Here is a 21,393-nt window from a genome sequence, read left to right on the forward strand (position 1 = left end):
GGAGTCCGGAACGGCATAGGCGATGAAGGCGTTCGACACCCGCTGCAAGCTGCCGGCATCGGTGGTAATTCGGCATTGTTTTCTTCGGGATGCCCTCTCAACGGCAGCCAATGCGGCACAAACCCGCAAAGATCACCCGATGCCAATCGGGAGCAGAGCATGTCCCAGTCAGTACACGTTCGGGCCTTTCGCGACCTTGTAGGCGACCGAGGCGTCGTTGACGACCCAGAGGGGATCGCCACCTACACAACGGATCAACGCCAGCTCTTCACGGGGTCGACGTTTGCCGTGCTGAAGCCGGCCACGACACAGCAAGTCGCTGACGTGGTACGGCTGGCGGCGCACCACGGGATCGGAATCGTTCCGCAAGGCGGCAACACCAGCTATTGCGGCGGCGCTACGCCGGACGCATCCGGACGCCAGATTATCGTGAGCCTCGAGCGGATGGACAGGATCCGCGAAATCGATCCCGTGTCCATGAGCATCTCTGTCGATGGCGGCGCCATCCTGAAGAACGTACAGGACGCCGCGGCGGCTGCCGGCCTTCTGTTGCCGCTCAGCCTCGGCGCGGAAGGCAGTTGCCGGATCGGGGGCAACATCGGCACGAACGCCGGCGGGCTGTCAGTCGTCAGGTACGGGATGACGCGCGATCTGCTGCTCGGGATCGAGGCGGTCCTGGCGGACGGCACGGTCGTCTCCGACATGCGCAAGCTGCGGAAGAACAACACCGGCTACGACGTCAAGCAGTGCTTCGTCGGAAGCGAGGGGACTCTCGGCATCGTCACCGGCGCAGTGTTGCGTCTCGCGCCCTTGCCGACCCGCCGCGCGACTGCCTGGCTGAAGCTCGCGAACGGGGCACCGCTCGCCGAGCTTCTCGCATTGGTCCGCCGCGAATCCGCAGACCTGCTGACCACGTTCGAATTCATGGCGGCCAGATCCATCGCGCTCGCGACCGAAGCAATGACCGACCCGCCCTCCCTTCCAACAAGCCCAGCAGGCGCCATCCTCGTCGAGATCGCCTCTTCCTCAAGGCATATCGATCTGGACGAACTGATGGAAGCCGTTCTGGTCGAGGCGATCGAGTCCGGCTGGATCGATGACGCATTGCTGGCGCAGAGCGGATCACAGCGGACCGCGATGTGGCGGCTCCGCGAGACCATCCCCGAGGGCGAGAAGCGCCGGAACGGATCGGTCAAGCACGACATCTCGGTGCCGCTTTCCTGCATTCAGCGCTTTCTGGACCTTGCCGGCTCGCAGGTGCGATCGTATGACGCCGACCTTGAACTGTCCGTCTACGGTCATGTGGGCGACGGCAATCTGCATTACAACGTGCTCGTTCCTCGCGATGTCGACCGGCTGGAATTCACCAAGCGGATCGAAGGCAGCCTCTCGCTGCAACTCTACGACACGGCCGCGGCGCTCGGCGGCACGTTCAGCGCGGAGCACGGCGTCGGTCGTTTCAAGAAGCACCTTCTGGAGCGGTACGGCGATGTCGGGCGTATCGCGGCGATGCGCCGGATCAAGACTGCCTTTGATCCGGCGGACATCATGAACGCCGGCGCGGTCGTTCGTCCGTTGGGAGAGAAGTCTGACCGTTGAACTATGGGCCGGCGAGCTGTCGGTGCTTTCCAAACGGTGGGCTTCGGCCGATGCACCTCGATCAGCCAAATCGTCTTGTCCATAAAGAAAGAGCCACTCCGAAGGAGTGGCTCAAGTTGGGGAGGAAACGCTCCTTAGGGACTGCAGGGCCTGACTTCCGGCTCGATCTTCAGATTGCGGAGATATCCAGCTTCGAGCCGTCGGTCAGACGCGACAGCCGAAACGGTGCGGGATCGACGCAAGGCGTGTCGTTGACGACGAGCTGTGCGGCCAGATAGCCGAGCCCTGGGCCGAGACCGAAGCCGTGACCCGAGCAGCCCGCTGCGAGGACGAGGCCCTTCACCCCGTCTACCTGCGACACCACGGGCACTGCGTCCGGCGTGCAATCGACGAAGCCGCCCCAGGCGCTATCGATCTTGATTTCCCCGAGTTGGGGGAAGGTTTTCCGGACACTCTCCACCACTTGGCTCACCAGCCATTTCAAGGGCGGTGGATCCAGCACGCGATTCTGCTCGAAGATCCGATCGTCGTCGGTCAGCAGCGCCGACATCGAATCCGGTCCCGAAACGAACGATCGGCCAACGCCGAGCCTGACGTTCTTCAGCCGACGCAAGAACTGCGGCATGAATTCCCGGCTGTATCGGATCGCCTGGGGCGTGATTTCGAGGTTCGCCTTGCCGCTGATCGCAAGCGTATAGCTGCCGTCCAGTCGGCGCGTGATCGTGCAGTAGGGAGTGGAGACCGCCTCGCCGATGTTGATTGTCGGGGTAGAACGCAGCGCGGTCTGACGGATGCTCGCCTGGGGGAAGCTGATCCCGAGCGGCCGAAGCAAGCGCGACGACCAGGCGCCGGCGGCGCACAGCACCGCGCTGGTTCTGATATAGCCCTTCTCCGTCTGCACGCCCGCGATCTTGCCGTTGGCCAGGTCGAGCCCCCGCGCGGCGCATTCCTGGTGGATTGTGGCGCCCAGAGTTCTGGCCCCCTCGGCGATAGCCGGCGCGGCGAGCGCAGGTTCGGCCTTGCCGTCCCGCTCCGAATAGGTCCCGCCGACCCATTTGTCGCGCGCTTCGGGGACGCGCTCGGCCACCTCCGCCCGGCTCAGCACGCGGGTGTCGACGTCGTACTCCCTGGCGACCTCGCGCCACCTTTCCCAGCCGGCGAGCACAGCCTCGTCGTGAGTCGCATAGACGAGACCGCAGCGCCGAAATCCGAGGTCCCGATTGATATCGCGCGTGAGCTCGTCCCATAGCCGCATGGAGATCACCGAGAGCGGCAGTTCGCGCCGGTCGCGGTTCTGCTGGCGGCACCAACCCCAGTTTCGGCTCGATTGTTCACAGGCCACGTGGCCCTTCTCGAGCAGCGCCACAGAGAGGCCGCGCTTCGCCAGGTAATAGGCGGCCGTAGAGCCGAGGATGCCGCCGCCGACGATGACGACATCGGCTTCGGCTGGGAGACGCTCATCGCTGTGAATGCGCTCGACGTGGGGCGACATGTTTCAACGAACCTCGGCTGCCGGGAACACGAAAGCGAAGTCCCGATCAGCCCATCATCGCATCGTGCGCGCAATAGAATGTGCTGAAATCATCTCGGGCTTCGCAAGATGTTCGGGTTTTTGGCCGCTTGAATGATACGAGTTGCTCAGGCCCAGCCAATCCCAGTTCGGCGGAAGGCGGCGGGACCTGCCCGTCCGCTGGAGCGCGCTTGTGGCCCTCGGAAATTCCCCGATCTGCATCGATTGCTCCAGTAGATCGCTGGCCTTCATCGGTAAAATCCGAGGACGGCCTTGGTCTCCAAATACTCCTCCATGCCCTCACGGCCGTATTCGCGTCCGTTGCCGGAGCGCTTGTAGCCGCCAAAAGGTGCGTTGGGGTCCCAGTCGGGATGGTTGAGATGCACTTGACCCGACTGAATCCGCCTGGCGACGGCCCGCACCGTCTCCATATCGGTGCCCTGCACATGGGCGCCGAGTCCGTAGACGGTATCATTGGCGATCGCGATCGCCTCGTCCACGGTATCGTAGGGAATGATCGACAGCACCGGGCCGAAGATCTCCTCCTGCGCGATCCTCATGTCGCAACGGACGTTCGAGAAGATGGTCGGCCGCGCATAGAAGCCAATTTGAAGGTTGCGGGGCCTCCCGGGCCCACCGATGACGAGCTTGGCGCCTTCATCCAGGCCGACACCGATCATGGTCTGCACGCGCTCGTACTGCGGCCGGTTGGCGATCGGGCCATGGGTCGTGCTTTCCCCAAGCGGATCGCCGACCACCAGCTCTGAAGCGGCCACTGCCGCCAAGGTCTCGACCTCTTTCATGTGTGAGCGAGGCACGAGCATGCGCGTCGGAGCGCTGCAGGATTGGCCGAGATTACGGAAGGCGGCGCCGACGCCGAGCGGAATAGCACGGCTGAGATCGGCGTCCGGCAGAATAATGTTCGGCGACTTGCCGCCGAGCTCCTGGGCGACGCGCTTGACGGTGGGCGCCGCGGCCTGCGCGACGAGAACGCCGGCCCGGTTCGAGCCGGTGATCGAGATCATGTCCACATGCGGATGCGCCGCCAGACGAGCGCCCACGATCGGGCCTGTTCCATTGACGAGGTTGAAGACGCCGGGCGGACAACCTGCATCGTCCATGACCTCAGCGAATAGCAAGGCGCTCAGCGGCGCTAATTCGCTCGGCTTCAACACCACGGTGCAACCAGCCGCGAGCGCGGGGCCGACCTTGGCTGTGATCTGGTAGAGAGGCCAGTTCCAGGGGGTGATGAGACCGCAGACACCGATCGCCTCGCGCAAGATCGCGGTGCTGCCGCGTGGGGTGACGAAGGGATAGTTCGCAAGGTTGTCGCGGGCGACACGGATATGCTCGGCCGCCAGCGGCACCTGGGCTCGACGCGCATAGGTGATGGCAGCTCCCATCTCGCACGTGAGCGCCTGCGCGAACAACTCCAGCCGCTGGAGCAGCAAACCGTGAATCCGGTCGAGCAGCACCGCTCGGTCAGCAGGCGGTGTCATGGACCAGCCTGCGAAGGCTCGTCTGGCAGCTCCTATGGCGCAGTCCACATCATCGTCATCGCCGAGCGCGACGTCAGCGATCGGCTGCTCCGTCGCCGGATTGACGACGGTTGCTGCTGCCACGACTGATCCGACCGGCTTCCGCCATCCTCCGTCGAGGTAGAATTTTCCGAGGAAGCCGGCTTCCGTCAGGTGTCGAAGAGGAGAGGTCATTGGAAGCGATCCTTTCGACAACCTACCAGCCGCGCATCCGCGGCCATCGCGCTGCGATCGCGTCGCTGCCGGCGGAGATGACGTTGTACAGTTCGTGTTGCGACGCCGTCGCACAGGCATGATTGGGCAGGATGCGGACCTTCGCGCCGATCGGAAGATTGGGCAAAGCCTGCGCCGACCCGGGCCTGATGGCGAGGATCCCGTGCTCCTGGCTCGCTTGCGAAACGATCAGGTCAGGAAAGACTTTGCCGGCCACGTCGCAGACCAGACCGTAGCCCTGGTCGACTCGCTGCGCCGCGGTGCCGCGATCGCGCGACAGCGCCATCCACCCGGCATCGACCAGGATCCAGCCCTTCTCGGGCTTCTTGCCGATCACGGTAGCAAGCACCGAGATGGCGATGTCGTCGGTCGTGCAGACACCGACGCCGTGCATGACCAAATCAAAGAACATGTAGACGCCGGCTCGCATTTCCGTGACGCCGGTCAGGTCTTCGGCAAAATGGGCTGTCGGCGTCGAGCCGACGCTGACGACAGGGCACTCATGTCCCGCCGCGCGCAACCTCTCCGCCGCAGCGACGGCAACGGCCCTCTCGTTTTCCGCAGCCGCGACAAGGGCCGCGGGCGTGCTGAGGCCGTAGGATTCGCCGGCATGGGTGAGAATGCCTACGAGGTCGACGCCGGCCTTGGCCACGGCGGCCGCGACGGCGATGAGCTTGGGATCCTCAGCGGTCAGCCCGCCACGGTGACCGTCGCAGTCGATTTCGATGAAAGCAGACGGCGCTACGCCGGCGGCCCGAGCGGCCGCGCCGAGGATGATCGCCTGCTCCGGCGAATCGAGCAGCACCTTGAGGTCGATGCCTGCTTTTCGCAGACGCATCGCTCTTTCAGCTGTGTGGGGCGCCAGACCCACGGCATAGGTGATGTCCCGGAATCCATGCTGCGCGAAGTACTCCGCCTCCGCCAAAGTTGAGACAGTGATTGGTCCCGCCTCCGATGGATAGACGCGGTGGGCGACGTCAATGGATTTCGCCGTCTTCATATGGGGACGCAGCACGACGCCTTGCCGGGCCATACGAGAGGACAGGCGCGCCAGATTGCGATCCAGCCGGTCCTTGTCGAGCAGGAGCGCCGGTGTTGCCAGCGCACCAATCGTTGCGGCCGTCTCGCCCGGCCCGGCGTTCGGGACATCCGTCCTGTCTATCTCCACGTGTAGCATCCCGATATCCCTTAGCCGAATGACTGGTTGGCGAGCCCGAACATGCGGGCCGGTCCAGTCCATGCAGCCGGCGTCCCCAGCACCATGGTGGTGGCATCACTAACCTGCTGCAGGCCGATGCTTTCGAGCCATTCCCCGAGCTGCGAGGAGGCCGGAGTATCGATCCGGACGAAGACAGGCCCGAGCCGCGCGATCGCGAACTCGATCAGCGCGCGTGCATCGGTCGGGCTCTCGGCCACCACGGGACCGATGACATACCCTCGGCCGAAGAGCCGAGAGATGGCGTAGCCGCAAAGTATGCCGTCACGCAGCAGGACATAACCGTCACCACTATCGAACAGCCGATTCAGCAACTGCCGCCGCTCCAACCCGGTAGCAGTGCGGTCGAGCCGCGCGATCGCCTCGAACTCCGATGCCTCCATCGGTCTGAGGAGGCCCGATCGCGGCGTCTCGTGGCTTTGGCGTGGAATTCCCTGATGCTGATGGATGATCCCGGTCGGCAGAAAACCGCGGCGGCGATAAAGCGTGATGCCTTCGGCCGTCGAATTCAACGCGATGGTCCGTGGGCGCGCGGACGCCAGCAACGCATCCATCAGCCGCGCCCCATAGCCGCGGCCTTGAGCGGCCTTCGCGACGATGATCATGCCGGCGGACGCGTGAGTCTCGCCGTATGGCCACCACGCCGCGGTTCCGATCACCGTCCCCTCGCGCTGCAGAACAAACCCATGACCCAGCTGCAGCGCAACGTCCCAATCCTCAATGCGGTAGGGCCAGGACATCTCCTGCGAGAGCTTCAGGGCGCCTTCCAAATGCGCTCTGGAGAAAGGAAGCAGGGCCAGGTCTTCGTTGTCGCGCTGCCCGGCTGGATAAAATGCGGCTGTCATGATCGGTCGACGTCTCTTGCTCGGGTTGCAGGCCTAATCGCCAGCGCCAGACAGCGCGAGGCCATCTCATGATCCCCGCGCAGTTCGCAGCGTAACTTGGGTCCGACAGCATTACGCAGCAGACTGCCGCAAAGTTCGGCATAGAATTTCATTGATGATGCGGCAGCAGGATCAATCTGCTGTCCCGTTCGGAAGACTGCGAAACGACACGGATCCGGCCCGCTTGCGCGCCAGTGATCATCCGCTCATGCTTATAGAGGCCCTCCGCCTGGACCCGCGAAAGAAGCTCGCGAGTTCGGCCTTCTAGGGTCGGCGCCATCGTACCCCCACCCTTGCTGCCGCAAATTGGACGATCATGATCACGCGAACTCTCCCCGGAGCATGAGCAAGATGCGTTCGAAGTCGCCGGGATCATGTGGTTTAAGGAGCGCAGCCTGCCGAGGCAGGTGCACATCCCAGAGACGCGACAGCCAAAACCGGAATGCCGCTGCGCGCTGCATCGCAGGAAGCAGCTTGTGTTCGGAGGAAGTCAGCGGCCGAACGCTCTCATAAGCATCCAGGAAAGCGGCGGCTCGCTCGACATTGGCGCGGCGGGTGAGGCCATCGACGCACCAGTCGTTGAGACACACTGCTATATCGAACAGAAACGTGTCGCACCCGGCGAAATAGAAATCGATGACGCCGGACAGGCGCCCCCTCTCGAACAACACGTTGTCGCGAAACAGATCGGCGTGGATCGGCCCCGTGGGGAGTTGCCTGTAGCTGGAGGATAAAGCGAGCTCGTTCTGAAAGACCAATTCAGTCGAGAGCAGCGAGCGCGGTCCGGCAGGGAGGCGGCCGCCGAGCACCGGCGCAACCTCATTCCACCATTGAAGGCCCCGCGGATTGGCCTGCTGTCGTTGGTACTCGCTCCCGGCCACGTGCAAACGCGCCAGGAACTCGCCGACCGAACGGCAATGGGCCGCCGTGGGTTCCGTCTCACTTGCACCAGGAAGCCTGTTGACGACCACCGCGGGCCGCTCTTTCAGCATGTGAAGGATCACGCCCCGTGCGTCAGCAACCGGATCCGGGACGGGCATGCCTCGTACCGCAAGATGCTTCATAAAGTACAGGTGGAACGGCAGATGCTCGGATGTAAGGCGCTCGAACAAGGTGAGCACATAGGCCTCGTCATCCGTGTCGACGAAGTAGTTCGTGTTCTCAATTCCGCCGGTGATCCCACGAAGGGAACGAGGCGCGGCGAGTCCCAGCGCTCGGAAGAACGACGTCACCTCGTGGAATGACAATTCCGTAAACACGGCCATGGTTGAAGCAGTCCTCGATCCCAAGCGGCCGCTCAGCTGGTCGCAATTTCGGCGATGTAGTTCTTGACTGCCTGTGCGTCCGGCGGAAGGACTTTGACGCGCCTCGGCAGTTCTTCCAGGCCCTTGAACCGGTCCGGAAGATCCGGCTCGCGGCCCAACGCTTCCTTGATCGTCGCAGCGAATTTGATTGGCAGTGCAGTTTCGAGCACGATCATTGCCTCCCGGGGTGAGGTGTGCGCGCGCGCGACTGTGACACCATCCGCCGTGTGTGGGTCGATCACGGTGTGGTAGCGCTCCCAGGTGTCTCGGATCGTCGCCAACCGGTCGGCATGGCTGCTCCTGCCGCTTCGAAAGCCGAAACTGGCGGCCGCCTCCGCGAAACGGGGATCTCCACTCAGGTCGAACCCGCCCCGCTCCCCGAGCTGACCATCAAACAGCGCCTTCGTCCGAGCGGCGTCGCGACCGACCAAGTCAAAGACGAAACGCTCGAGATTCGATGCCTTGGAAATGTCCATCGAGGGGCTCGACGTTTCGAGCGTATCAGCCCGGCTCCGAACGCGATACACGCCGGTGCGGAGAAATTCATCGAGCACGTCGTTCTCGTTGGTCGCAACGACGAGGCGGCAGATCGGAAGCCCCATCATGCGCGCAACATGGCCGGCGCAGATGTTTCCGAAATTGCCTGAAGGCACGGTAAAGCTTACGCCTGCCGGTTCCCGTTCGGACGCCTGCAGGTAGCCGGAAAAGTAGTAGACGACCTGAGCAAGCAGTCTCGCCCAGTTGATCGAATTCACCGCACCGATCTTGTATCGCCGTTTGAACTCGAGATCGCCGGACACGCGCTTGACGATGTCCTGGCAATCGTCGAAGACGCCATCGATCGCGATGTTATGGATGTTGTGGTCCTGGAGGCTGAACATCTGAGCTTGCTGAAAGGCGCTCATCCGCCCGCGGGGCGACAGCATGAACACCCGCACCCCTTTCTTGCCGCGCATCGCGTATTCTGCGGCGCTGCCGGTGTCGCCACTGGTCGCGCCCAGAATGTTCAATTCCTGATGCCGTCGCGCCAATTCGTACTCGAGCAGATTGCCGAGCAGCTGCATGGCCATGTCCTTGAACGCCAGCGTGGGACCGTTCGACAATTCCTGGAGGTAAAGCCCCCTCTCCAGCTTCCGCAGCGGCGCGATATCAGGCTTTCCGAAGATCGCCGGCGTGTAGGTCTTTTCGCAAATTGCCTTCAGGTCGGCCGGGGGAATATCGCTGACATAGAGTGATAGAACTTCCCACGCCAGACTTAGGTACGGCAAGCTACGCCACGCATCGAGCGTCGCGCGATTTACGCGCGGGTAGCTCTCAGGTACGTACAGCCCGCCATCCTGAGCGAGACCCTCAAGCAGTACCTCGCAGAACTGCTTGCGGCCTGAATGGCCACGCGTCGAAATGTAGTGCATCGATCTTCTTTCGAGAGGCGCGATCGCCCGGAATTGAGAGGTCGGGTGGTTAGCTGCGGACGTTCATCAGCGGCTGGCGCGCCACAACGCGATCCGGTCCCGCATGCGATAGCTCTGGATGAAGGCCGGCATGAACCACGGATCCCCACGATACAACGGGATGAAGGCCGGAGGGCGGAAGTCGAAAGCCGTGCGTGCCCGCTCCTCATGCCTCATGAGCTTGTGGGCTGCATGCACACCGATCCATGGGGCCCAAACCACGCCCGAGCCGCAGAAGCCGGTGGCATAGACGATGCCGTCCTTCTCGAAGATGCGAGGGATCATGTCGCGGTTCATCGCCACGTTGCCGAACCAGCTGTGCGAGAGGCGAACGCTCTCCAGTTCCGGAAACAGATTGACCAGGCCCTTGCGCAGAAGCAGCTTCGGAGCGATTGGATCGCCGACGCGGGAGCTGTCGCGGCCACCGAGCAGAATGCGTTTGCCGTCCGGCGAAGGCCGGTAATAGAAGCCGACCTCCCGATTTTCGATGATCATCATCCGTTGCGGCATCAGCCGCGCCATGACGTCGGGCGCGAGCTCCTCGGTTGCAATGATCCGGCTGCGGACCGGGACCAATCTGCGGCGCAGGAAGGGCACGGCACCATCGGTGTAGCCGTTGGTACAAACCAGCACCTGACGCGCCGTCACCGTGCCCGCCGCGGTGACGACGCGGAATTCGGCACCATCTCTTTCGATCGAAATCACCGGCGTCCGCGCGTGGACCGCCAATCCCGAAGCCAGCGCGACACGCAGCAGCTCGGCGTGGAATTTGGCCGGGTGCAGTCCGCCGATGTCCATCCGAACCGTGCCGCCGCGATAGACATCCGTGTCGATGTACTTGCGCTGCTCGGCATAGGGAACCGCATAAGCCTCGATCTTCAGCTTGTTCGCCAGCCTCTCAGCAGTGCGCGCCATGGCTTCGTATTGCTCATAGCCGAAGGCGCCCTTGAATTGCCCCACCGGCTGGAAGTCGCAGGCGAGGCCTTCCGTCTTGATGAAATCGTACAGGAACTCGCGTGCGGCCTTGCCTTCCGCCTCGATCGCCAGCGCCTTCTCTTCACCGAACCGTCGCGTGAGCGCCGCGTAATCCGGACGAATGGATCCGCTGGTGATTCCGCCGTTGCGCGTCGAGGCTCCTTCGCCCGGATCCATTGCATCAAAGGCTGCAACCGAGCGCCCCTCGCGCGCGAGCACCAAACCAGCCGACAGCCCGGCGTAGCCCGCGCCCACAATCAGCACGTCGAGCTTCGTGGGCAAGGGTTGCGGAGGCAGCGGCTTCAGCGGGGCGGCTTCCCACCAGTATGGCGTCGCCTTCTCGTCTACTCTAGGCGCATGCATGGCGTTTGCTTTTCTAAAGTCTTGTCGTGTTCAGCCGAGCCTTGGCTCGCGCTGATCAGATATGGTCGTTTCGAACGTCGAGGGCATCTCGCAAGCCATCGCCGATGAAGTTGAAGCTCGTCACCGCGATCGTAATCGCGGCGCCGGGAATGATGGCGAGCCATGGAGCGCTCGCCAGATATTGCTGGGCGCCGTTGAGCATGTTGCCCCAACTCGGCAGCGGCGGCTGGATGCCGTAGCCGAGGAAGCTGATATAGGCTTCCAGAAGAATCGCACGGGCGACCGCCAGGCTTGCGGCGACGATGATCGGGCCTATGGCATTGGGCAGGACCTCGCGGAACATGATGTGCCTTCGGCTCAGTCCCACCATGCGTGCAGCCTGGACAAACTCGCGCTCGCGCAGCGAGCGGACCTCGGCTTCGACGATTCTGGCGGTCTCCATCCAGCTCGTGGCCGCTATGATGACGGTGATCATCACCGGGCTCGGCCGCAGCATTGCGGCCAGCGCCAGCACGAGGAAGATCGAGGGATAAGAAAGAAAGCCGTCCACCGTGCGCATCAGCGCAGCCCCGACCCAGCCGCCGCGATAGCCTGCGGTCACGCCGACCAGGGTGCCGATCAGCGTCGATAGCAGCATCGCGGAGAATCCCACCAGCAGCGAGACGCGCCCGGCCATCAACAGCCGTGCGGCCAAGTCACGACCCAAAGGGTCGGTGCCGAAATAGTGGTGACCAGTGAGAGGTGGCGCAAAGCGGGCGCGCAAATCGATCTGGAGCGTGTCGTAAGGTAAGGCATAAGGGCCAATGGCGCACGCCAGCACAAGCAGGGTGATCATTGCGATCCCGACGAGTGCCAGATGATGGCGCATGAAGCGCGCCACCGCACGGCTGTGCCACCAGCGAGTAGGAGCTGCGTGCACGACGATGGCGGTCATATCTGCTGCCTCCTGGTAACGGGGGTGAGCCGGCGGGCTCAGCCCAGGCGAATGCGCGGGTCGACGGTGGCGATGACGATGTCTGCGATCAGGTTGCCCAACACGACCAGGATGGCCGAGAATATCAGCAGCCCCATCACGACGGGATAGTCGCTGTAACCGAGACTATCGAGAAACAGCCGACCCATTCCCGGCCAGGTGAAGACAGTCTCGGTCACCAATGCGCCGGTCAGAATGCTGGGCAATTGCATCCCCGCCAGCGTGATCATCGGCAGCAGCGCATTGCCGACGACGTGCTTCAGCAGGATGCGTCGTTCGCTCACGCCCTTGGCGCGGGCGGTCTTGACGAAATCCTGACTCAGCGCTTCGAGCGTTGCCGTGCGCATGTAGCGGCTCCAGATCGCGACATGAACCAGCGACAGCACCAGGCTGGGCAGGATCAGATGGTGCAGATAATCCAGCACCGAGCCGTCGCCGATCGTGTACATGTTGCCCGCAGGAACCCAACCGAGCTTCAGGGTGAAGATGTAGATGCCGATGAGGCCGAACCAGAACGTCGGGACCGAAAGTGCCACCATGGCACCCACCGTCGCGCAATAGTCGAACAGGGAGTAGCGGTGGGTAGCACCGCGGATGCCGATCCAGGTGCCGGCCGCGATCGCCAATACAGTGGACGTGCCCATCAGCAGCAGCGTCGCCGACAGATGTCGGCCGATCACCGCCAGCACCGCAGAGCCATCGCGGAAGGAGTGTCCCCAGTCGCCCCGGATCAGTCGCCAGGCCCAGTCGAGATACTGAAGCCACAGGGGCCGGTTCAGCCCTAGCTGCGCTGCGAGGCGCTCGACGTCCTTCTGGGTCATGCCGGGATCGAGCCCGAATTGCGCGAGAGGACCGCCAGGCATGAGGTTGAGAACCGTGAAGCCGATGATCGAGACGATCACCAGCAGCACGACGCTCTGCGAGAGACGATTGAGCAGAAAGGCGGACATTCGAGCCCTCCGTTAGCGTGACAGCGCTGCCGCCGGCTTGCAGGTTCGGCGGCAAGACATCAGCTCGCCCAGTACCAGGCCAGCGCATTCCAGGATTCCGTGCGCGTATTGCCGTTCGGCACGAAGCCGTTGATGCCTTTCTTGAGACCTTCGACCGCATTGCTCTGGTACAACGGAAGGAACGGCAGGTCGCGACGAACGAGTTCCTGGACGCGAGAGTAGATCGCGCGCCGGGCCTCAGGATCGAAGGTGCGCGCGCCCTTGTCGAGCAGGGCGTCGACTTCCGGATTTGCGAACTGCGCATTGTTCGAGCCGCGGCCGCCCTTGGCTCCGATCGAGCGCGAGTGCAGGCGATTGGTGACATCGGGATCGGCGCCGATCAGATACGAGCTACCGACGATCACGGAATCGAACTGCGATTGCATCCAGAACTCGCCCCACATCACGGCGGCGGGCAGGTTCGATATCTTCATCTCGACGCCCAGCTGCGCAAAGGTCTGCTGCAGGAACTGCTGCACCTGCTCGCGCAGCGGATCGCCGGAGGTGGTCGAATTGGTGAAGGACAGACGAACACCGTTCTTGGTCCGGATGCCGTCCCGTCCCGGGGCCCAGCCGGCCTGATCGAGGGTCTTGCGCGCGCGATTCAGGTCGAACTGGTGCAGCGGCAGATTGGCGTTGAAGTAGAGGGACTGTCGCGGCATGAAGGTCTCCGTCGGAGTGGGCACGCCGTAGTAGAGCCCCTGGATGATCGCCTCCTTGTCGATTGCCGCATAAAGCGCCTCGCGGACCGCAAGTTCCTTGAACTGCGGGCGCTCGAGGTTCAGGTAGAAGGACTCGAACGAGGCCCTTGGGACCAGCGTCACCACGCGGTTCGGCAGCGTCTTGGCTTCACCATAGTGATCGGGAGTGATGTAGGGCTGACCGACGAGATCGATGTCGCCGCTCTTGAACTGGGTGTAGAGGACGGTGAGATCGGGAATGTATTTGAAGACCAGCCGCTCGATATGGGGGCCTTCACCGAAGTATTCGGTATTGGCCACGAGCTCGAGATGATCACCAGCAACCCGCTTCCCCCATTTGAACGCGCCGGTGCCGACCGGCGCCTGGTTGAAGGCCGCGTTGTTCGGATTGGCCTCTTTCTCCAGGATGTGCTTGGGCACGATGAAGGTTTCGGTGAGGAACGACAGATACGGCGCAAAGGCTTCTTCCATTCGCCACGAGATCTCCGTGGGCGAGACCACCGTAATGTCGCGCACGAGAGTGTGACCGGACGTGCGCCAAGCCCGGAAGTTGGGGTTCGTGATCAGTTCGAGCGTGAACTTCACGTCCTCGGCGCTGAAAGGCTTGCCGTCGTGCCAGCGGACATCGTCACGCAAACGAATGCGCCATTTGAGACCGTCTTCCGAAATGTCGCCGTTCTTCTGGTTCGGCACTTCCAGGGCGAGGTTGGGCTGAATGACACCTTGGGGATCGATGCGGAAAAGCGCGTCGAAAACCGAGAAATGCACGCCATCGTCGACTTCAATGTGGGCCATCAGCGGATTGAAAACGGTCGGCTCCTGTCCAAGTCCGACGATGACGCGGCCGGTTGGCTTTGCCGAAGAAGTACGCGCGAAGGCCGACTTGCCCAAGAGATTGGGCGCGAAGAGGCCGGCAGCTCCACCAATCGCCACCATGCGCAGGGCATCGCGCCGCGAGTAGTTCGATGTCGTCGCAGAACGCTTGGTCATAACGTCTCTCCTTGCCTGTGGTGTCCGACGCGGCTTTCATCCTGGGGCATGCTTCCGGGCTGCTCGCCGGGGATCGCGGCCACCAGTTCTCGGGTGTAGCTGGATTTCGGGTCGAGGAAGATCTGGGACGGCGGTCCGCGCTCAATGATCTGTCCTCGATGCATGACGGCAATTTCATCGCAGATCTGGCTTGCGACGCGCAGATCATGGGTGATGAAGATCATCGAGACGCCCGTCTCGCGCTGAATCTGATCCAGCAGCTTCAAGATCTGGGCCTGGATCGATACGTCGAGCGCGGAGACGGCTTCGTCGGCAATCAGCAGCTTCGGCTTGAACATCAGCGCCCGCGCGATACCGATGCGCTGGCGCTGCCCGCCGGAGAACTCGTGCGGATAGCGGTCGAAGGCTCCTGAATCGAGGCCGACATGGGACAGAAGCTCCCGCGCCCGCTCGGCAGCCTCGCTGTATGGCACCCCATGCGCGACGGGCCCGACCGTGAGAATATGTCCGACCGTCGACCGCGGATTCAGCGAGGCAAAGGGATCCTGGAAGATCATCTGGATCCTGGGCCGCAGCGATCGAAACTCGGCCTCGGAAAGCCCAGCGATGTCGCGCCCTTCGAACAGAATCGAGCCGCTGTCGCACGCCATGAGCTTGATCAGCAGCCGACCGAGCGACGACTTGCCCGAACCGCTCTCCCCCACGACGCCGAGCGTGCGGCCCGACGTGAGGTCGAAGCTGACCCCATTGACCGCAGGCACGATGCGCTGCGTGCGGAAAAGCGCGCTGCCGCTGCGATAGGTCTTTGCGAGGCACTCGACCTTGAGAATGGCCACTGGCTCAGCAGCTTCCAAGGGCACACGGTTTTTGCCGGTCAGGTGCGGGACGGCTGCGATCAGGCGGCGCGTATAGAGGTGGCTGGGCGACTTCAGCACCTGCTCGGCACTGCCCTGCTCCACGCAATGGCCTTTCTCCATCACCACAACGTAATCGGCGATCTCAGCCACGACACCGAAGTCATGAGTGATGAACATGACGCTCATCCCCTTGCGGCGTTGAATGTCGCGGATCAATTTGAGGATCTGCGCCTGGGTCGTCACGTCCAGGGCGGTGGTCGGCTCGTCTGCAATCAGGATCGCGGGCTCGAGAGCCAGAGCCATGGCGATCATCACGCGCTGCCGCTGTCCGCCAGAAAGCCGGAATGGATACTGGTGATACATAAGCTGCGGATCCGGCAGACCCACTTCAATCAACAGGTCAATCGCCCTGCTGCGACGGGAGGCCGGCGTTCCAACGTCGTGCGCAGCCATCACCTCCTCGATTTGCGCGCCCACGGTCATCAGCGGGTTGAGCGCCGAGAGAGGGTCTTGAAAGATCATTGAAACGATGCGGCCGCGCAGGCTGCGGAGCTTGTTGGGCGAGAGACCTACGATGTTCATCCCGTCCAGGTGGATCGCACCCGAGGAGACCCGGATCGCTTTCGGTAGAAGCCCCATGATCGCATTCGCAGTGACCGACTTGCCCGATCCGGATTCCCCGATGATACAGAGAATCTGTCCGCGTTTCAGATCGAATGAGATGTTCTCGACGGCGTATGCCCGCTCCATTCCTTCCGGCAGACTCACGGTCAGTTCGCGCACCGACAGCGCGACATCGACGGGGCTTGCCACCTGGATGCCAGAGGCCATGAGAGCATCCTCCTTTTTCAAGCCAGTGCCGTCATCTTGCTGCGGCCGGCGCCTTCGGCTCCTTGCGTCTCCGCGCTCCTTGGACAGGTCAATAATTCGCCGCTCAACTTGCCATTCCTTCATTGGAGGCTGCGACATGGTTCAGGCCTCTTCGCGCAAGAAGCAAGAGCCGTTGCTCAGAGCGCCGCGCCGACCCGTTCGGCTACCTCGATCGAAGCGAAGCTCGTTCATGGCTTGATCCCTTCCGCGAAGGCCTGCTCCTGGACAAGGCTCATGCAAGTTGCCTCTTTGAACTTCGACCATCGATCGGTTGGTTCTGCCGATCTTGACGATGTCGATCACCCCGGAGTCGCCGAAAGCCGGCATCGAAGCAGCAGGAACTTCTGAAAACGAAGTCCGATTTGGCATTTCAGTCTGCGCCGCCAAGTCGCCGTGGCCCCTGCCGGGAAGGCGCGCAATGGATTGCGGGAGCGCGAGCCCTCGGTCTCGCCGCCTGCAAGTGCGGTGCAAGCAAAGTTATTTTCGCAACAATTGCCTGTGTCAAAGACGGTAAACCGCAGGATATTCGGTCTCACGACGAAAGTCCGCGGGGGCTGCGGCAATTCCTCGGTTACGCTACGGCAACCACCGGAGATCCCTGTCCGATGAGCGCGCCGCTCCTGCATATCGAATCCAGTCCATCCCTACCTCGTGAAGCAGACGTCGTGGTCATCGGCGGGGGCGTCGTGGGCGTGTTCACGAGCTACTATCTCGCTCGTCGCGGCCTCAAGGTTGCTTTGCTTGAAAAGGGCCGCGTCGCCGCCGAGCAGTCCAGTCGCAACTGGGGATGGTGCCGCCAACAGAACCGCGATGCGCGCGAGTTACCGCTTGCCACCAAAAGCCTGGATCTCTGGGAAAGGGTTGCCGGAGAGACCGGTGATGATACGGGTTTTCGCCGCTGTGGGCTTTTGTATCTGTCGAACGACGAGAATGAGCTGGCCGGCTGGGCAAAGTGGCGCGACTTCGCCAGGACCGTCGGGGTCACGACGCACATGCTGAGTGCGGAAGAAGCGAGCGAGCGAGGCAGGGCGACAGGTCGCAAGTGGAAGGGCGGCGTCTTCTCGCCGACAGACGGGACGGCAGACACGTCCAGGGCCGTGCCCATTGCCGCGCGCGCGATCATGGCGTCGGGCGGCACGGTGCACCAGCAATGCGCGGCGCGCGGCTTGGAGCTCACTGCCGGCCGGGTCAGCGCAGTGGTGACCGAGGCGGGCACGATCCGGACGAAGACGGCTGTCATGGCAGGCGGTGCATGGGCTTCGTCGTTTTGCAACCAGCTCGGCATTCGCTTCCCACAGGCATCCGTACGCTCTTCCATTCTGTCCCTGGCCCCGGGCCCAGCCGGCCTGCCTGACGCCTTGTACGCCGGGCTCGTATCGGCGACGCGACGCGGCAACGGCGGATACACGTTGGCAATCAGCGGGCGCGCGCGAGTCGATCCGACGCCGCAGCAGTTCAGGTTCAGCCGCGAATTCCTGCCCATGTTCGCCCGCCGGTGGCGAAGTCTCAGCCCTGGGGCCTTTGAAGGCTTGAGGCAGCGTCATGAATCTCTGGCGAAGTGGCGGCTCGACGCGGTGACCCCGATGGAGCTGAACCGGACGCTCGATCCTCGCCCTGACATGAGGCAGATTCGGCTGACCCATCGACGAGCCTGTGAGCTCGTGCCGGAACTCCAGCGCGTCGAAATCTCAAACGTCTGGGCCGGCTACATCGACAGCACGCCGGACGGCATTCCCGCAATCGGTGAAGTTGAGTCCATTCCAGGGTTCATCCTTGCGGCGGGATTCAGCGGCCACGGTTTTGGAATTGGCCCAGGCGCGGGGCATATGATCGCCGACATCATCACGGGCAGTCCGCCGATCGTCGACCCGCGCCCCTACAGGCCGGAGCGGCTGAAAATGAGCGCCTGGGGCAAGGTCAGCGAGTTCTGAATTGCAGCTTCTGCCTCGGTGGGAAAAGGTGTTGGTTGATGCTATGACAATGCATATGACGCTGAAATCTCAAAGCCCTCACGCCGTTATCGGCCCCATCTGATGGCATTGCTATGAAGCTCGATAAGATCGACATCAGGATTTTATGCGAACTGCAGAAGAACGGGCGGATTTCCAACGTCGAGCTCGCCGAGCTGATCAATCTTTCCCCAAGCCCGTGCCTGATGCGGGTCAAGAGACTCCAGACGGAGGGCTTCATCACCGGCTATTCGGCCCAGATCGATGTTGCCAAGCTCGGACAAACTCTGACTGTGTTCGCGGAAATCACCCTGAAGAATCACCGGCAGATCGATTTCGCGCGCTTTCTCACGACCATTGAAAAGATCGATTCCGTCGTCGAATGCCATCTCGTTTCCGGCGGGTACGACTATCTCGTCAAGTTCATCACGGCGGGGATCAGCGAATACCAGGCGGTGATGGAGCGCCTGGTCGAGATGGATATCGGCATCGACAAATATTTCAGTTTTGTCGTGCTGAAGTCCCCGATCGTGAAATCCCATCTGCCTCTCGAAAGCATATTCAACGGCTAAAGGACAGGCTCGGTCCTTATCCTTTCATGGCCGCGCGGACGTCCTTGTCTTCGAGCGTCTGGTCCAGCGTGGTCCTCGTCCGCTCGATGATGCCGTCGATGTCCGCCTCCGTGCAGCAGAGCGGCGGCGCGTAGCCCAGCACGCCCTGGGCAAAGGCGCGGATGACGAGGCCGTTGTCCCATGCGCGGTCGAAAATACGGCGCGCTGCATCGGCTTCCGCCGGCAGCGGCGTCTTGCGCTCCTTGTCGGTCACGAGCTCGATTGCCGCCAGCATGCCACGCCCCCTGATATCGCCGACAAGCGGATGATCGGCAAGCGAGCGAAGCCCTTCCATCAGGCGGTGCCCGGCCTTCCGGCCGTTTTCCAACAGGCCGTTTTCGTAGAGGTCCAGGCACGCAAGCCCGACGGCTGCACTGACGGGATGTGCGGAATAGGTGTAGCCGTGGCCGACAGCCGCCTTACCGGCGCCATCGGCAATGGTGTTGTAGACGCGGTCGGACATCAGAACGGCGCCCATCGGCACATAACCCGAAGTCAGGCCTTTTGCCGTGGTCATGAGATCCGGCACGACGTCATCCTCTTCGCAGGCGAACAGCGGGCCGACACGGCCAAAGCCGGTGATGACCTCATCGGCAACGAACAGAATGTCGTACTCCTCGCAAACAGCGTGCATCGCCTTCATCCAGGACGGCGGCGGAACGAGGACGCCTCCGGACCCCTGTACCGGCTCGACATAGAAGGCCGCGACGCGTTCGGCGCCGAGCTCGGCGATCTTGGCCCGCAGAGCCGCGACCGACGCCGCAATGATCGCCTGGGGATGCGAACCGGCGGGATTGCGATAGGCGTAGTGCGATGGGATCTTGTGCTGCCAGTCGTATGGCACCCCGAAGCCCGCATGAAAGGCCGGCAGCGCGGTCAAGCCGGCCCCTGCCGTCGACGATCCGTGGTACCCAGACTCGACGGAAATGAACTGATCCTTCTGCGGCCTCCCCTCGGCATGATAATAGTACCGGATGAAGCGGATCGTGCTGTCGACGGCATCGGAGCCGCCCAAGGTGAAATAGACATGGTTCAGATCGCCAGGCGCCAGTTCAGCCAGCCTTGCGGCCAACCGGATGGCCGGGTCGGAGCCCAACCCGAAATAACCCGTCGCATAAGGCAGTTCGCGCAGCTGCCTCAAAGCCGCTTCGACGATGCTGTCCTGTCCGTAACCGGCATTGACACACCACAGGCCGGCGAAGCCGTCCAGCAATTGACGGCCCGAGACATCGGTCAGTGTCGCGCCCTTCCCTGACTTCAGCACGCGGACGCCCGTCGCCTCGTGGCTGCGAAACGATGAGACCGGGTGAATCAGATGCGCGCGATCGAGTTCAATCAGCGAGTTGCTCAACATGTCGCCCTCCAGCTCAACCGCACTGCTTGTGCGGCCACCACGATGGAGCTCAACGTAAGACGCCCAGGACAGCAGTTGCTCCCGGGCTGACCATGGACGAAGGGCATTTTGACTATCATTGACGACCGGCGCCGCATCTTATGCGGGCATCGGGCCGCGCAAGGCACAAGTCGGAGGCGCCTTTTCACACAACTCTCTGCCACAGCGCCGATCCGATACGACACAATCTGCTCCCGGTCGCCGCGACAGCGGTGCTTTATCCGGCCGCCTGCCCGCTATGATCCCTGTCGTACCGGAACACGGTGCGTGAGGACCGAAAAGGATCGAGCCATGGCAACGTTTAGACCCAAGTACATCACCTTCGACTGCTACGGCACGCTGACCAATTTCGACATGGCCGGCGCGGCAAGGAGAGTCTATGGCTCTCAACTTTCTGCCACGACGATGGCAAGTTTCATCAAGGATTTCGCTGCCTATCGCCTGGACGAGGTTCTTGGCGCATGGAAGCCGTACTTCGAGGTCGTGCATAATTCGGTAGAGCGCGCTTGCAAGCGCAACGGTATCGTATTTCGGCCGGAGGATGCCCAGCGCATCAATGAAGAGATCCACTCATGGGGTCCACATCCCGACGTCCCGGCGGGTCTGGCCAAAGTTGCCAGGGAGATTCCGCTGGTCATCCTGTCGAACTCCATGAAGAACCTCATCATGTCGAACGTGGAGAAGCTCGGCGCTCCGTTCCACATGGTCATCACCGCGGAGGAGACCGGCGCCTACAAGCCGCATATGAAGGGCTTCGAGTATATGCTGGACAAGCTGGGCTGCGGCCCGGAGGACATCACCCACGTCTCCTCCTCCTTCCGCTACGACCTGATGACGGCCTATGACTTGGGCATCAAGAGCAAGGTCTGGGTGAACCGCGGTCACGAGCCCGCGAACCCCTTCTATGAATACACCGAGGTCGCTGACATCGGAGGGCTTGCCGCGGCCGTCGGCTTGGAGCCTCTTCGCAAGAGCGCGTGAGCGCAGTTCTTTTCGGCCTTTCACGA

General features: G+C 62.6%; 16 protein-coding genes. 4 read left to right on the top strand and 12 right to left on the bottom strand.

Annotated features, from left to right (window positions below; translation table 11 throughout):
- Positions 1-159: 159 nt before the first annotated feature.
- Entirely contained in the window at positions 160-1,599 is a 1,440-nt protein-coding gene (locus N2602_RS36850; RefSeq protein WP_260381156.1) for an FAD-binding oxidoreductase, read from the top strand.
- 169 nt (positions 1,600-1,768) lie between these two features.
- On the opposite strand, the gene N2602_RS36855 is transcribed toward N2602_RS36850, so the two are convergent.
- From N2602_RS36855 to N2602_RS36905, 11 genes are all read right to left on the bottom strand, one after another.
- Positions 1,769-3,091 carry an FAD-binding oxidoreductase gene (locus tag N2602_RS36855; protein ID WP_212256239.1) on the bottom strand — a complete coding sequence of 441 codons (1,323 nt, stop codon included), beginning with the start codon at positions 3,089-3,091 and terminating at the stop codon, positions 1,769-1,771.
- 266 nt (positions 3,092-3,357) lie between these two features.
- Positions 3,358-4,821, bottom strand: a complete 1,464-nt coding sequence (locus N2602_RS36860; RefSeq protein ID WP_260383805.1) for an aldehyde dehydrogenase family protein — start codon at positions 4,819-4,821, stop codon at positions 3,358-3,360.
- Between the two features lie 22 nt (positions 4,822-4,843).
- A complete protein-coding gene (locus N2602_RS36865; protein WP_260381157.1) occupies positions 4,844-6,037 on the bottom strand; it encodes an alanine racemase in 1,194 nt (397 codons plus the stop codon).
- An 11-nt stretch (positions 6,038-6,048) separates the two neighbouring features.
- Positions 6,049-6,921, bottom strand: coding sequence for a GNAT family N-acetyltransferase (locus N2602_RS36870; RefSeq protein WP_260381158.1), 873 nt, complete (start codon positions 6,919-6,921; stop codon positions 6,049-6,051).
- A 359-nt stretch (positions 6,922-7,280) separates the two neighbouring features.
- Positions 7,281-8,225, bottom strand: a complete 945-nt coding sequence (locus N2602_RS36875; RefSeq protein WP_260381159.1) for a homoserine kinase — start codon at positions 8,223-8,225, stop codon at positions 7,281-7,283.
- Positions 8,226-8,257: 32 nt separating this feature from the next.
- A complete protein-coding gene (gene thrC, locus N2602_RS36880) occupies positions 8,258-9,676 on the bottom strand; it encodes a threonine synthase (RefSeq protein WP_260381160.1) in 1,419 nt (472 codons plus the stop codon).
- A gap of 66 nt (positions 9,677-9,742) precedes the next feature.
- Positions 9,743-11,053 carry an FAD-binding oxidoreductase gene (locus tag N2602_RS36885; RefSeq protein WP_260381161.1) on the bottom strand — a complete coding sequence of 437 codons (1,311 nt, stop codon included), beginning with the start codon at positions 11,051-11,053 and terminating at the stop codon, positions 9,743-9,745.
- 55 nt (positions 11,054-11,108) lie between these two features.
- Positions 11,109-11,987, bottom strand: a complete 879-nt coding sequence (locus N2602_RS36890; RefSeq protein WP_172786016.1) for an ABC transporter permease — start codon at positions 11,985-11,987, stop codon at positions 11,109-11,111.
- 38 nt (positions 11,988-12,025) lie between these two features.
- Positions 12,026-12,976: an ABC transporter permease gene (locus tag N2602_RS36895; protein ID WP_172786017.1), complete on the bottom strand. Its 951-nt coding sequence runs from the start codon at positions 12,974-12,976 to the stop codon at positions 12,026-12,028.
- Between the two features lie 59 nt (positions 12,977-13,035).
- Positions 13,036-14,706: a peptide ABC transporter substrate-binding protein gene (locus N2602_RS36900; RefSeq protein ID WP_260381162.1), complete on the bottom strand. Its 1,671-nt coding sequence runs from the start codon at positions 14,704-14,706 to the stop codon at positions 13,036-13,038.
- Positions 14,703-16,394: an ABC transporter ATP-binding protein gene (locus N2602_RS36905; RefSeq protein ID WP_260381163.1), complete on the bottom strand. Its 1,692-nt coding sequence runs from the start codon at positions 16,392-16,394 to the stop codon at positions 14,703-14,705. The genes N2602_RS36900 and N2602_RS36905 overlap by 4 nt, the downstream gene beginning before the upstream one ends.
- 644 nt (positions 16,395-17,038) lie before the next feature.
- On the opposite strand from N2602_RS36905, the gene N2602_RS36910 reads away from it, so the two are divergent.
- The gene (locus N2602_RS36910; RefSeq protein WP_260381164.1) at positions 17,039-18,364 is read left to right on the top strand and encodes an FAD-binding oxidoreductase; all 1,326 of its coding nucleotides are present in this window, start codon (positions 17,039-17,041) and stop codon (positions 18,362-18,364) included.
- A gap of 113 nt (positions 18,365-18,477) precedes the next feature.
- Positions 18,478-18,954 (top strand): Lrp/AsnC family transcriptional regulator, encoded by a 477-nt coding sequence (locus N2602_RS36915; protein WP_027544593.1) that lies wholly within the window; start codon positions 18,478-18,480, stop codon positions 18,952-18,954.
- Positions 18,955-18,970: 16 nt separating this feature from the next.
- Here N2602_RS36915 and N2602_RS36920 read toward each other — a convergent pair whose 3' ends face one another.
- The gene (locus N2602_RS36920; RefSeq protein WP_260381165.1) at positions 18,971-20,347 is read right to left on the bottom strand and encodes an aspartate aminotransferase family protein; all 1,377 of its coding nucleotides are present in this window, start codon (positions 20,345-20,347) and stop codon (positions 18,971-18,973) included.
- Between the two features lie 330 nt (positions 20,348-20,677).
- On the opposite strand from N2602_RS36920, the gene N2602_RS36925 reads away from it, so the two are divergent.
- Entirely contained in the window at positions 20,678-21,367 is a 690-nt protein-coding gene (locus tag N2602_RS36925) for a haloacid dehalogenase type II (RefSeq protein WP_212256373.1), read from the top strand.
- Positions 21,368-21,393: the final 26 nt, after the last annotated feature.

The organism is Bradyrhizobium sp. NC92, from assembly GCF_025200865.1.
In the GTDB taxonomy this organism is placed as follows: domain Bacteria; phylum Pseudomonadota; class Alphaproteobacteria; order Rhizobiales; family Xanthobacteraceae; genus Bradyrhizobium.